Annotated in this window: 15 protein-coding genes, 1 tRNA gene and 1 pseudogene; 2 read left to right on the top strand and 15 right to left on the bottom strand. The window is 44.9% G+C overall.

All coding sequences use genetic code 11. From position 1 onward, the window contains the following. Positions 1–5: 5 nt before the first annotated feature. From C0Q44_RS05850 to rpsF, 4 genes and pseudogenes are all read right to left on the bottom strand, one after another. Positions 6–599, bottom strand: coding sequence for a M15 family metallopeptidase (locus C0Q44_RS05850; protein ID WP_105406423.1), 594 nt, complete (start codon positions 597–599; stop codon positions 6–8). A gap of 217 nt (positions 600–816) precedes the next feature. Further along, on the bottom strand, positions 817–1,089 hold the full coding sequence (gene rpsR / locus C0Q44_RS05845) for a 30S ribosomal protein S18 (protein ID WP_105406422.1): 273 nt from the start codon (positions 1,087–1,089) through the stop codon (positions 817–819). A 56-nt stretch (positions 1,090–1,145) separates the two neighbouring features. After that, a pseudogene (gene ssb / locus C0Q44_RS05840) lies at positions 1,146–1,633 on the bottom strand (single-stranded DNA-binding protein). Between the two features lie 48 nt (positions 1,634–1,681). Beyond that, on the bottom strand, positions 1,682–1,975 hold the full coding sequence (gene rpsF, locus C0Q44_RS05835) for a 30S ribosomal protein S6 (RefSeq protein ID WP_105406421.1): 294 nt from the start codon (positions 1,973–1,975) through the stop codon (positions 1,682–1,684). Between the two features lie 207 nt (positions 1,976–2,182). Here rpsF and C0Q44_RS05830 point away from each other — a divergent pair, with 207 nt between their 5' ends. Then, positions 2,183–2,377: a YjzC family protein gene (locus C0Q44_RS05830; RefSeq protein WP_105406420.1), complete on the top strand. Its 195-nt coding sequence runs from the start codon at positions 2,183–2,185 to the stop codon at positions 2,375–2,377. Between the two features lie 424 nt (positions 2,378–2,801). Here C0Q44_RS05830 and C0Q44_RS05825 read toward each other — a convergent pair. From C0Q44_RS05825 to C0Q44_RS05810, 4 genes are all read right to left on the bottom strand, one after another. After that, positions 2,802–2,891, bottom strand: a tRNA-Ser gene (locus C0Q44_RS05825). Between the two features lie 103 nt (positions 2,892–2,994). Beyond that, positions 2,995–3,204: a DUF951 domain-containing protein gene (locus C0Q44_RS05820; RefSeq protein WP_036611950.1), complete on the bottom strand. Its 210-nt coding sequence runs from the start codon at positions 3,202–3,204 to the stop codon at positions 2,995–2,997. Further along, positions 3,194–4,135 carry a mechanosensitive ion channel family protein gene (locus C0Q44_RS05815; RefSeq protein ID WP_374955069.1) on the bottom strand — a complete coding sequence of 314 codons (942 nt, stop codon included), beginning with the start codon at positions 4,133–4,135 and terminating at the stop codon, positions 3,194–3,196. The genes C0Q44_RS05820 and C0Q44_RS05815 overlap by 11 nt, the downstream gene beginning before the upstream one ends. Before the next feature lie 14 nt (positions 4,136–4,149). Next, positions 4,150–4,413 (bottom strand): putative Se/S carrier protein, encoded by a 264-nt coding sequence (locus C0Q44_RS05810; RefSeq protein ID WP_181150865.1) that lies wholly within the window; start codon positions 4,411–4,413, stop codon positions 4,150–4,152. Between the two features lie 117 nt (positions 4,414–4,530). Between C0Q44_RS05810 and yyaC the strand changes: the two genes are divergently transcribed. Beyond that, the gene (yyaC, locus tag C0Q44_RS05805; RefSeq protein WP_105406419.1) at positions 4,531–5,136 is read left to right on the top strand and encodes a spore protease YyaC; all 606 of its coding nucleotides are present in this window, start codon (positions 4,531–4,533) and stop codon (positions 5,134–5,136) included. On the opposite strand, the gene C0Q44_RS05800 is transcribed toward yyaC, so the two are convergent. The 7 genes from C0Q44_RS05800 to mnmG form a co-directional block, all read right to left on the bottom strand. Continuing rightward, on the bottom strand, positions 5,111–5,611 hold the full coding sequence (locus C0Q44_RS05800) for a DUF4446 family protein (protein WP_105406418.1): 501 nt from the start codon (positions 5,609–5,611) through the stop codon (positions 5,111–5,113). The genes yyaC and C0Q44_RS05800 overlap by 26 nt on opposite strands. Before the next feature lie 145 nt (positions 5,612–5,756). Then, positions 5,757–6,911: an aminotransferase class V-fold PLP-dependent enzyme gene (locus tag C0Q44_RS05795; RefSeq protein ID WP_105406417.1), complete on the bottom strand. Its 1,155-nt coding sequence runs from the start codon at positions 6,909–6,911 to the stop codon at positions 5,757–5,759. A 167-nt stretch (positions 6,912–7,078) separates the two neighbouring features. Beyond that, positions 7,079–7,927 carry a ParB/RepB/Spo0J family partition protein gene (locus tag C0Q44_RS05790; protein ID WP_105406416.1) on the bottom strand — a complete coding sequence of 283 codons (849 nt, stop codon included), beginning with the start codon at positions 7,925–7,927 and terminating at the stop codon, positions 7,079–7,081. Then, the gene (locus C0Q44_RS05785; RefSeq protein WP_024629525.1) at positions 7,920–8,681 is read right to left on the bottom strand and encodes a ParA family protein; all 762 of its coding nucleotides are present in this window, start codon (positions 8,679–8,681) and stop codon (positions 7,920–7,922) included. The genes C0Q44_RS05790 and C0Q44_RS05785 overlap by 8 nt, the downstream gene beginning before the upstream one ends. 143 nt (positions 8,682–8,824) lie before the next feature. Continuing rightward, positions 8,825–9,643 (bottom strand): nucleoid occlusion protein, encoded by an 819-nt coding sequence (gene noc / locus C0Q44_RS05780; protein ID WP_105406415.1) that lies wholly within the window; start codon positions 9,641–9,643, stop codon positions 8,825–8,827. A 570-nt stretch (positions 9,644–10,213) separates the two neighbouring features. Then, the gene (gene rsmG, locus C0Q44_RS05775; protein WP_105406414.1) at positions 10,214–10,936 is read right to left on the bottom strand and encodes a 16S rRNA (guanine(527)-N(7))-methyltransferase RsmG; all 723 of its coding nucleotides are present in this window, start codon (positions 10,934–10,936) and stop codon (positions 10,214–10,216) included. After that, entirely contained in the window at positions 10,936–12,825 is a 1,890-nt protein-coding gene (mnmG, locus tag C0Q44_RS05770; protein ID WP_105406413.1) for a tRNA uridine-5-carboxymethylaminomethyl(34) synthesis enzyme MnmG, read from the bottom strand. Before mnmG ends, rsmG begins: the two co-directional genes overlap by 1 nt. Positions 12,826–12,880: the final 55 nt, after the last annotated feature.

Here is a 12,880-nt window from a genome sequence, read left to right as displayed (position 1 = left end):
CCTGTTTATTTTGAATCCAGAGGTCTTTTACCACGTTTTAACTCATTGATACTTAAACCAAAATCCATCTGTAAGTGAGGATAGTCCGGAAAGTTAGCCCAGTCACCGCCCCAAGTGAACCCTAACTCTTTGGCGAGATCCACAACTTCCATCCAGTCTGTCTTGCCATTGCCGTTATCATCCCGTTCCATATCCCACACTACATCTCCCTCAGGAGTTCGAAGTGCAAAATCAATTGCTAATCCATAGTTATGATAGGACTCTCCACCAGGTGCATTAGTAACGATACTACCGGTACTTGAGCGTCCTTGATTAAATAGTGCATCTTGCTCCTCTGAACTTCGGTAGCCATGCGTTATCACGATGTCTATTCCTCGCCTCGCTGCCTTGCGTACCAATAACGTCTCATTCTCCGCTACCACAGGGTGAAGCCCGGTAATCGAAACCGTTTCTTGTATCGTTGTCCCCGGCCACATATTGTCTATCTCACCTTTTTGCTGTAACCATACATATATAATAGATAGTAACAACGTTGCTACGATCCAGAGTTTCAGACTTCTCTTTTTTCTATGTTTGCCTTTACGCTTAGATGTATTCATATCCACTCCTGATGTTTAAACTGATCGGACAGCTATTCCTGATACCTGAACCTTTTCAGTAGATTAGACTCTATTATAGTTCATTTGAGCCCTGAATGCTTCTACCTATGGAGATAGGAATAACTGACTTGTCAGCGTGTACATGTTGTTTCTATTTATACATATAAAAAAGCAGTCGGCTATAAGCCGACTGCTTCGTATGCAAGCTAAGTAGAAACTACTCAGTTGTGTATGGCAGTAATGCGATTTGACGGGAGCGTTTGATTGCAATCGTCAACATGCGTTGATATTTAGCGCTAGTACCTGTTACACGGCGTGGCAAAATTTTTCCACGTTCGCTGACAAATTTACGAAGCAAGTCCGTATCTTTATAATCGATGTGAGTAATTTTGTTAGCTGTGAAGAAGCACACTTTACGACGTTTATTACGGCCGCCACGACGTGCCGGTCTTTTATCGTTGTCTCCGCCTTCTCTTTGCTTGAAGCCCATGCTTTTCAGTCCTTTCCTATCATGTAACCCATATCTCGTTAGAGTATCGGTTCATGTTAAAATGGCAAATCATCATCCGATATATCAATCGGTTTTCCGTCATCGGAAAAAGGATCCTGATTGTTGCTACGCGAATTATTGTTATTGTTCGCGCGTCCGCTGCCGCCTCCATAAGAAGGCTCTTCACGCACGGGTTGCCCACCGCCACCACCGTTATTATCACGGTTGGCTGACTCCAAGAAACGGACATTATCGGCAATGACTTCGGTCACGTATACACGTTTTCCTTCGTTATTCTCGTAGTTCCGTACTTGAATGCGTCCTTCGACTGCAGCCAGGCGTCCTTTGCGCAAATAGTTTGCACAAGTCTCGGCAAGCTGTCTCCAGGTTACGACCGGAATGAAATCCGCTTCCCGTTCTCCCCTTGGCTTGTAAACGGTCTGTCCACTGCCAAAGTGAATTGCGTAACTGCTACTCCTGCTGGAGTGTAACGCAACTCAGGATCCCGGGTTAACCGGCCGATCAGAATGACACGGTTCAACAATGTAATCCCCTCCTTCAGAGCGTATTGGTGCGTTGATCACGAGTTGTCTTAAGCAGACTTAACGTCGTTTGTAATGAGATAACGAATTACATCGTCAGAAATCTTCATGAGACGCTCAAGTTCAGTAACGACTGCTGGTTCAGCAGTGAAATGTACCAGAACATAAACACCATCACGGAATTTCTTGATCTCATACGCAAGACGGCGTTTACCCATAACGTCGTGAGCAGTAATCTCACCACCGCCGTTGGAGATGATGCCTTGGAATTTTTCGACTGCAGCTTGAACAACTTCTTGCTCAATATCAGGACGAATAATGTACATCACTTCATATTTGCGCATAATTTTCACCTCCTTATGGACTCTGGCCCTCAATCTGTGTTGAGAGCAAGGAACGAGCACAAACTCGAACTATATTAATATAACAAAAACCGAGCCGAAGTGCAAGCAAACGTTCCCTGTACATATTGGCACATGATCACCCGGGCTATGGAGCACACTACAGAAGTATTAATGAAGTACATTACATTAGGCCAAGGAGGTTTTATCATGGGTGAAAAAACCGAGTTTGAACCAGGAGACAAAGCACCAAACGATGGAGAGTACACGGAAGTCGGGGAAAAAAGCTTTGTCTCGGAAATTCAGAACCCGAAGCGGGTAACGCTGCAAAAAGGCGAAGCTTTTCCCGAGACAAGCAATCATAATCGCAAGTGGAAGAAGCTGACCAAGGCCCGCGTTCACTAATCGCAATACCTTTCTAATGATCGATGTATATAAAATGTAATAACGCACATAATACAGTTAGGCGGTGCACGAGAGAGGTGTGGTTCCGTTGGACAACGAAGCCGATCATTCGCTGTTGGAGATTCATCACGTAATTTAAGAAGCAAGTGGTTGTGTATGTAAGGCCCTTCGTCTTAAACACGCGTATTGCTACGTGCAGTACACCAGGTTTCTGATTGTTACGACCGATTGTTTCCTAACAAACTAATGCACCGCCGGACAAAGAGCCCTTCGGGCTCTTTGTTTTTTCATTTATGTATTACGTATCCCCGAAGGATTGTTGGACCAACTCCAATGTAACGTACAAAAAAAGCCCTCCCAATTGGGAAAGCTTCTTATCGATCTTTTATTGAACTCAACATAATTGAGTAAATTACAGCTGAAGTGGCGGAAAGGGTGGGATTCGAACCCACGCACGCTTTGACACGCCTAACTGATTTCGAGTCAGCCCCTTGGGCCTCTTGGGTACCTTTCCGCAGCAATAATGATTATAGCATGCTCATTTACAGAACGCAACATCTATATGGAGCCTGCATGTAAACGTTATTATGGGCACTACATTCTGCATTATTGTGACATTAGGATTCCGTGGAATCTTCGGCTGAACGCAATACCTTTTTCATGTTTTTTTCGAATTTTGCTCTTGGAATCAACACACTGTGTTTACATCCGACACATTTGATCCGAATATCCATGCCCATTCGAATGATCTCCATCTCATTACTGCCACAGGGATGCTGCTTCTTCATCTGTACAATATCCCCAAGCTGGAAACTTTTACGCTCCACCAGTGCCATCCCCCTCATCTTTCTCCAGAGCTGCTGCATGTTCCAATGCTGCCTGATTGCTCATCTCATGATACTCCAATGTCTTTTTCACATCACCCTGTATCTGACGTTCCACAGAAGCACGAGAGTTAGGCATACATTCCGCTACAATTCGTACCACATACTCTGATGTAGACATGGACTGTATACCAAGCACATCCGGCACCTTCACAATATTCAGATCCCGTTCTTCGATTCCGACCAAAGACTGCTTCACCAAGTGCACTGATTCATCGAGACTCAAGTCCGCCTTCATAGGAATATCCACTACAGCAAGGGAATTCGACATGGAGTAGTTCGTCACACTCGCAATCGCCCCGTTTGGAATGATATGCACTTCACCCTGCCAGCTAACCAGTTTAGTTGTTCTCAGACCAATAACCTCAACCGTCCCCTTATAGGTTCCTGTCTGAATGACATCTCCCACAGCGAACTGATCCTCTAATATAATGAAGAAACCCGTAATAACATCCTTGACCAGACCCTGTGCACCGAAACCAATCGCAAGTCCGAGCACACCAGCACTCGCCAGCAGCGGACCGACCTGGATATTGATCTCAGATAACAGGAGCAGAATCATAATAAAATTACAGGTTATGGAGGTCGCATTTTTCAACAGTTCCCCAACGGTTATGAACCTGCGTGGATTTACGCGAATCTTGCCTTCCTGCTTGCGTGCCATGGAACGATCTATGATGCGATATACAACCTTAATGACAATGCGGGTGATGATGAAAATAATGATGATCCGGAATGAGCTGAACATAATGTTAAGCCACATATCGGCATCCGCAATTATGTTCCACATTTGATCGGTCCAGCGGAGGGCATCAGTAACGGTCGTTAATACACCGGTCATACTATCACCCTGAGCAAACTGAAATGGCAACATCCATCATCCCTCCTCTACATCGGTATGTTATCATAGCTGTCTTCCGTTTTGAAATAGAGGCCGCGGATCTCCACATACTCGTTACGAATGATTTTCTGTACTCTCTCCAAATCCTCTTTGGGAAACTGAATACATAGAGCACAGCCTGCGGTAATTTCTTTGGGTGTAGGAAACAAGTCGATCTCAATCTCGGCAAACTCCAGCAGCATTTCAGCACGCAGCGCCTGCTGGGTTGAGTCAAATGCAATCAGCATCCAATCGTTAATCCACTCGTCCATGTCCGGCTCCTTTCGCTATACGTTCAACCCTTGAGAAAAAGCTTGTCCTCATGAAGTATAAAACGCTCTATCTTTCCATATACTGTTACTACTATTCCAAGGGAAAGGATAGATCCTATGAATCCTACTTCGCGTTCCTTTTCATCACAAGACTTGACCAGTTTGAAAATCCCCCATACCGATCCAAGCATTCACTCGGCCATTACACATCGTTTAATGTTCCATCTCTATAAAGCCCACTCTCTGCAAAATGTGGTGATCGTCTGCATCGGCACAGATCGCTCAACCGGCGATTGTCTTGGTCCACTAGTTGGATCATCCCTTTCCAAGTGGGACAGCCCTTTATTCCATCTGTATGGCACCCTGGATGAACCCGTGCATGCGATGAACCTCCAGGATACGCTCCACAACATACGCCAAACACACCATAACCCTTATGTGATTGGGATTGATGCCTGTCTGGGGCAGTCATCCAGTGTAGGGTGCATCCAGGTTGTGAACGGCCCGCTCAAGCCGGGTGCGGGGGTAAATAAAGAATTACCGCCGGTCGGCGATATCCATCTGACAGGTATCGTTAACGTCGGCGGCTTTATGGAATACTTTGTTCTACAGAACACGCGGCTCAGTCTCGTCATGCGCATGTCCGAGATTATATCCAGCAGTCTATACTCGGCTATCCGGGAATGGCATACACGTTCTACTCTGCTTGCTGTGCCAGAGTAATAGCTTCTTTTTCCTCTGGGGAAAGAGTGTACGTGGACTCTCCCCCTTTAAGAGGTTTTGCATATACATAAGAACCGTCACGGTTATAGATCCCTGTAAGGATCATGCCATCCTGGCTATCGTTAATCATGGCCATCGAGAAGCTTAGATCGCTACCACGCTCTCCATAAGCATTGTATCTTTTCACGCCAACTTTACCTTGAATGCGGGTCAGCTTTTGCATGACAACTTGCAGCTGATTCGTTTGCAGTGTGTGTTCATCCTCAATGCTGTCCATCTGAATTTTCAGATTAATCAGCAGCGATTCCAGGTCCTCCACTCCACTGCCAGCCATCATGGCTTCATATTTACGTTTAAACTTTCGTAACTTTGCCCCTTGAACAATACTTACAATCAGCAAGATCATCGTAAGTAGTACCATTCCGCCAATAATCCATAACAGCTGTTCCAGAATCAGCTCGTTTAATTCAGTCATGTAAGTGCAACTACCCCTCTGTTTTTTTGATCAGATTAACGTCTGTCTATATATATTATCATTCATTATTAATCAACCCGATATCCATAAAATTAACCATGCCAAGCGGATCCATTCGATTACCGGAGAATTATCCCACTATAATCTAGCTTGACCCTGTCAACTCCATCACAGCCTCAATAAGCGCATCCACTTGTTCCTTAGTCGAGTTGTACCCTACACTAGCCCTAACCGCACCCGTAGCCGTTGTACCGGCTGATTCATGCGCAAGCGGAGTACAATGAAAACCGGAACGGACAGCAATGCCATAATTCCGGTCTAAACGGAAGGCAAGTTGTGCTGAGTCATACCCTTCCACAGTGAAGGATAGTAAACCGGTACGAGGCTTCCCTATTTGCGGACCGAGCATACGAATCCCCTTAACGGATGAGAGCCCCTCCATCATATGTTGGGTCAGTTTCCACTCATGTTGGTAGATCGATGCTGGTGTCATCTCAATTACATGCTTTACACCAGCATTTAACCCTGCGATCCCCACTGTATTCGGCGTTCCCGCCTCATACCGATCAGGACGTACCTTCGGCTGCTCCAGCGCTTCCGACTGGCTTCCTGTTCCTCCATGAAGTAATGGCTGCACATCCAGCTCAGGAGCAATGTACAGGCCGCCTGTCCCCTGAGGGCCGAGCAATCCCTTGTGTCCCGGGAAAGCCAGCATATCAATCTCAAGTTGCTGCACATCTACTGGCATAACCCCAGCACTTTGAGCCGAATCTACCAACAAGATCGCCTGATATTTACGACACAGGAGCGAAATTTCACCAATAGGGAGAATACTGCCAAGCAGATTGGAGCTGTGCGTACAGACCACCAATCTGGTATTCGAACGAAACATACGTTCCATTTGAACTAAATCAATCTCTCCCGCAGCGTTAACAGGTACATAATCTACATCCACATTTCGGGACCTGCGCATATACTCCAATGGTCGTCTGACAGAATTGTGCTCAGCCATGGTAGCAATCACATGATCGCCTTCCCTGAGCGAACCTTGAATAGCCAGATTCAGGGCTTCTGTCGTATTCGAACCAAATGCAATATCATTCGCATTCTTGATACCGAAAATAGTAGATATGGATCTTCTGGCCTCAAACAGTACCCGACTAGCCTGAACAGCCATTCGGTGACTTCCTCTGCCCGGATTTGCCCCTGCTATCTCCAGTGCGCTCATCATCGCTTCACCGACAGCAGGTGGTTTGGGCCAAGATGTTGCTGCATGATCTAGATAGATAACTCCCTCCATCTTACAACCACCTCTGTCCCATAAATTAATGGTTTGCCTTTGCCTGTACATACTGCACAACTAACCCTATAAACAAAGAATGACATATCGGTTCTCCATGGTACAGAGGCGATATGTCATGACATGAGTAAGCCCCGCATGTTGTTAATGAATCATCGATCCGACTATTATTGCAACAATTCCAATAGCCGTTCCAGATCCTGTTGGCTGTAGTAGTTGAGCTCAATTTTACCTTTATCTTTGTTATGCTTTATTTTCACTGTTGTTTTGAAACGTTCACGTAGAGATTCTTCCACCGTGTCAATGAATGGATCTTTCTTTTTCAACTTTGATTTGGCTTTATTAGCCTCACCCGTTTTGGAGCGATCCAATTGTTGAACAGCTTCCTCTAGCTCACGTACACTCCATTGCTGATCAATGGTTTGTTTGGCAAGTTGCTTCACCACAATCTCATCTTTAATTCCAACGATTGCACGTGCATGTCCCATAGATAATGTTCCACGTGAAACATGGTCTTTCACTTCTTCGGGCAAAGATATCAAACGCAAGAAGTTAGCAATGTGAGAACGTGATTTACCTACTTTTACAGACAACTCTTCCTGAGTCAACGAAAATTGATCCATTAACCCCTGATAAGCAACTGCAACTTCCATAGCATTCAGATTCTCCCGTTGCAGATTCTCGATCAATGCGATCTCCATTACCTGCTGGTCACTGAAGTTACGGACAACTGCTGGAACGGTTGCATTACCACAATACTGAGAAGCTCTGAACCGTCGTTCTCCAGCAATTATCTCATAACCTCTTAGAACAGGACGAACAATTATGGGCTGTATAACGCCATGCTGACGAATGGACTCCGCCAGTTCATGTATTGCATCCTCATCAAAAACCTTACGTGGTTGATAGGGGTTAGCCCGCAGTTGACTAATCGGGATTTCTACGACTTTATCATCGTCATTAATTGAAAGCGAAGGAATGAGGGCATCAAGGCCTTTTCCAAGCCGCTTACTCATAAGAAATCACTTCCTTTGCGAGCTCTAAATACACTTCCGCTCCTCGGGACCGAGGGTCATACGTGATAATGGATTGACCGTGTGATGGTGCTTCACTAAGCCGAACATTGCGCGGAATAATAGTCTGATACACTTTTTGTTGGAAATACTTTTTCACTTCTTCAATAACCTGAATACCCAGATTGGTTCTTGCATCAAACATCGTTAGCAATACCCCTTCGATCTGAAGGGACGTATTCAGATGCTTCTGTACCAGACGAACCGTATTAAGCAATTGGCTTAATCCTTCAAGTGCGTAATACTCACACTGAATCGGAATGATCACCGAATCGGAAGCAGTTAACGAATTAATCGTCAACATACCAAGGGATGGTGGGCAATCGATCAGTATGTAATCATAGTTTTTTTTCACCATGGCGAGTGATTTTTTCAGGCGAACTTCCCTTGATATCGTGGATACCAATTCGATCTCGGCTCCGGCGAGTTGAATCGTTGCAGGTATGATATGAAGACCTTCAATCTGAGTCTCCACAATCGCTTCTTGGGGAGGAACCTCATTAATAATGACATCATATATACAATTAGCCACATCTGCTTTATTGATTCCGACTCCGCTGGTTGTATTCCCCTGAGGGTCAATATCGACAAGCAATACTCTTTTCCCGAGTGAAGCCAGTCCTGCACCCAAGTTAACAGATGTCGTCGTTTTCCCCACACCGCCCTTTTGATTTGCTACGGCCATAATCTTAGACAATTACTTCACCTCAAATAAAATAGGAGTCTTTTCTTGTAGGTTGACAACAACTACGATTTTCTCAATATGCTATTCTCTAAAAAAATCAGGCATGGCTTGTTCTATAGACATAAAAAGCGGCCCATTGCCGCCATAAGCTTCAATTATTTGCGTTTTGGAATATGAATAACGATTTCATAATGATCCTCATGGTCTGCTTCCTTCGTTTTGATATCCAGACCAGATCCAGTTACCATATCAATGGATTGACGAATCGTGTTAAGTGCCAGTCTTACGTCCTTGGTAAAGGAAACACGTTTTGATTTTTTGATTTTGGAAGATTCCTTGTAAAATGCAACACGTGTCTCTGTCTGTTTCACATTCAATTCTTTCTCAATGATCTCACGAAGCAACTTCATCTGCAGTTCTTCCGTATCGAGAGAAAGTAATGCTCTTGCATGCCGCTCCGAAATTTTGCGTTCCATCAACGCTCCCTTGATGCCCTCTGGAAGTTGCAACAACCGAATTTTGTTTGCGATGGTGGACTGGCTTTTGCCAAGTCGTTGAGCAAGGCTCTCCTGTGTCAGTTGATGCAAGTCGATCAGCTTCTGATAAGCGACGGCTTCCTCAATTGAAGTCAATCCTTCGCGTTGCAAGTTCTCAATCAGTGCAATGGATGCGGCCTGAGAGTCATTGAATTCACGTACAATAGCCGGAATATGATCCAAGCCCAGTTTTCGAACTGCACGCCAGCGACGTTCCCCGGCAATGATCTCATATGATCCATTTCGTACGCGAACGACAATAGGCTGAATGACGCCATGTGTTTTGATCGTCTGCAACAACTCATCAATTTTATTATCATCAAAAATAGTACGGGGTTGGTATGGACTGCTCACAATTTCATTAACCGGAATCTGTTTAATTTCATCTCCGTTATTGCGATCCGCCAAACCAAACAACTTCGAAAATTGTTCTTTCATTCCGCAGATTACCACCTAGTTTCGTAATAGCTCCCACAGTTTTTGCAGGTGCTTCTTATTCAAAAAGCGACCTTTCACATGCATCGTTCTTGGAATAAGTTTTGCCTTTCATAACGCTTTCTGTCATGCCACACCGAACGTATATCCATCTATCTATACATATAATCTATGATCGCTGTAACCCAGGATCGGATACTTCTATTCTATCATCTTTTCTATTATAATCCTATGCTTACCTATTCTTTAAAGTCTGCTGATTTTCCTGCTTTTTCTTCTTAAATATTGGAAATATGCCGACTTATACACATTTCATTACTGAAAATGCACATGGTATGATCTGCTTATAAGAGCTAGTTCTGCTCTCCAGCAATTCTCCCAACAATAACCATTCAGGACATGAGCTGCTGCAGATTGAATCCATCATCAATCAGAATAGAGGAGTAAGGAGTAAATATGGTGATTCGTTCCTCCGATTCTGAAAATAAAAAATAAGAGAATGTTTCACGTGAAACATTCTCTTATTTCTATGTCTTCTACTCTATTAGGTTATGACGTTAAACTTTCCCGTATCTACACCAGCGGAGTTTTCATTGGAGTTCCAGCTTTGCGCGGATATTTATAAGGTGTTTTATCAAACTTCTGAATTAGAATGATATGACGCTCCGACTCTTCAATTGGTAGCTGGAAGGAATGAACAGCCTTTACCCGTCCCTTCAGCTGGTTGAAGCTGAACTCTGCTTCCTTCATCTCTTCACGCGGGTCTCCACCCTTCATGGCAGCGAACATTCCACTTTTACGAACAAATGGAAGACAGAATTCATTTAGCACTGCGAGCTTGGCCACTGCACGTGCAGTTACGAGATCGTAGCTGTCACGATATCCCTCTTTGCGTCCAAGTTCCTCCGCACGACCATGGATCAGTTCAACATCGGTAAGTCCAAGTGTGTCTACCACGTACTGCAAAAAACCAATACGCTTATTCAATGAATCAATGATCGTTAACTTGATATGTGGAAAACAGATTTTCAGCGGTAATCCTGGGAATCCCGCTCCTGAACCAATGTCAGCCAGTGTATTTACCTTAGACATATCTGTATAGAACGCCAGCGATACCGAATCGTAAAAATGTTTTGTATACACCTGCTCCCGATCCGTAATTCCGGTCAGATTCATTTTTTCATTCCAGGTCACCAATTGCTGATAATATAGTTCGAACTGCTCCAACTGGAGTTCTTCCAGTTCCAGCCCATGTTCTTTCAAGCGCAGTTGAAGTTGCCGTTGAATATCGTCCATTATTGTCCCCTTGCTGCGGTTACACGGTTATAATGCTCCAGGTAGACCAGCAGTATGGAGATGTCGGCAGGAGTAACTCCAGCAATACGAGAAGCCTGACCAATCGAGATTGGACGAATCTTAGCGAGCTTCTGCTTGGCTTCCATTGCAAGACCATGAATCTCATCATATACGATGGTATCCGGAATTTTCTTTTTCTCCATTTTTAGCAAACGTTCTACGTGCATCAATTGTTTCTCAATATAACCCGCATATTTAATTTGAATTTCTACTTGTTCCTTCATATCCGCCGACAGTTCAACCTCAGATGGTGAGATCTGATCAATCAAGTCATATCCAAGTTCCGGACGACGCAGCAAGGTGAGCAACGTACTTCCATCCTGAATAGGGTTTGACCCGTACTCTTCCAGCTTCGCATTCACTTCCGAAGGGCGAGCTTTCGCTACTTTCAGACGCGCAACTTCCTGCTCGACTTTCGCCTTTTTGTCCAGAAACTTAGCATAACGTTCATCTGGGATCAGTCCAATATCATGTCCGATTTCCGTTAAGCGCATATCTGCATTATCATGACGAAGCAACAGACGATACTCGGCACGTGAGGTCAACAAACGATATGGTTCGTTCGTGCCCTTCGTTACCAGATCATCAATCAGCACGCCAATATAACCTTGGGAACGGTCAAGTACAATCGGCTCTTGGCCTTGTACTTTACGTGCTGCATTAATGCCAGCCATAACACCTTGTCCAGCTGCTTCCTCATAACCGGAAGTACCGTTAATCTGACCAGCGGTGAACAGACCAGGCAGACGTTTAGTTTCAAGGGAGGGCCACAATTGGGTAGGAACCATCGCATCATACTCGATCGCATAACCGTTACGCATCATTTCTACTTTTTCCATACCCGGAATGGAGCGCAGCATAGCCAGTTGAACGTCTTCTGGCATACTCGTAGACAGCCCCTGCACATAATATTCCGATGTGTTTTTGCCTTCTGGCTCCAGGAAGATCTGATGTTTCGGCTTGTCGCTGAAACGAACAATTTTATCCTCAATGGAAGGGCAATAACGTGGTCCGGTACCTTCAATAAGGCCCGAGAACATTGGAGCTCGATGCAGATTATCATTAATAATCTGATGGGTTTCCACAGATGTATATGTCAACCAGCAAGGCAATTGTTCATTATCAGAAGATTCTGTTTCATAGGAAAAGAATTTCGGCTTGTCATCACCAGGCTGGATTTCCGTTTTGCTGAAATCAATCGTATCCTTATGCACACGCGGGGGTGTACCTGTTTTGAAACGAACCAGATCGAAGCCCAGCTCACGTAAGTGCTCTGACAATTTAAGTGATGGTTGTTGATTATTCGGTCCACTCTCATACATCAACTCACCCATAATCACTTTGCCACGCAAGTAAGTGCCTGTAGTCAGAACGACCGCTTTGGCCCGATACTCTGTTCCGGTCTGAGTCACTACCCCTACACAATGTCCGTCCTCAACCATTAAGCGGTCAACCATCGCCTGACGCATAGTCAGATTGCGCTCATTCTCCATCGTTTCCTTCATCTTATGCTGGTAGGAGAATTTGTCTGCCTGAGCACGGAGCGCATGAACAGCAGGTCCTTTGCCCGTGTTGAGCATCCGCATCTGAATAAAGGTTTTATCGATATTTCGTCCCATTTCTCCACCAAGCGCATCAATCTCACGCACGACATGTCCTTTAGCCGGTCCCCCAATGGATGGGTTACAAGGCATAAAGGCCACCATATCCAGATTGATCGTAATCATCAGTGTTTTGGACCCCATACGGGCTGCGGCCAGCGCAGATTCCACACCGGCATGTCCTGCACCAACGACGATTACATCATAACTGCCGCCATCAAAAGCCATTCTTGTTTACCTCCTTATTCCGCTGCATTTGGTGTAATCCATACAGACGGATCAT

It is taken from the genome of Paenibacillus sp. PCH8 (genome assembly GCF_002968835.1).
GTDB lineage: Bacteria > Bacillota > Bacilli > Paenibacillales > Paenibacillaceae > Paenibacillus.
Note: the sequence above shows the minus strand (reverse complement) of the source record. Positions and strands in the feature narration are given on the sequence as shown.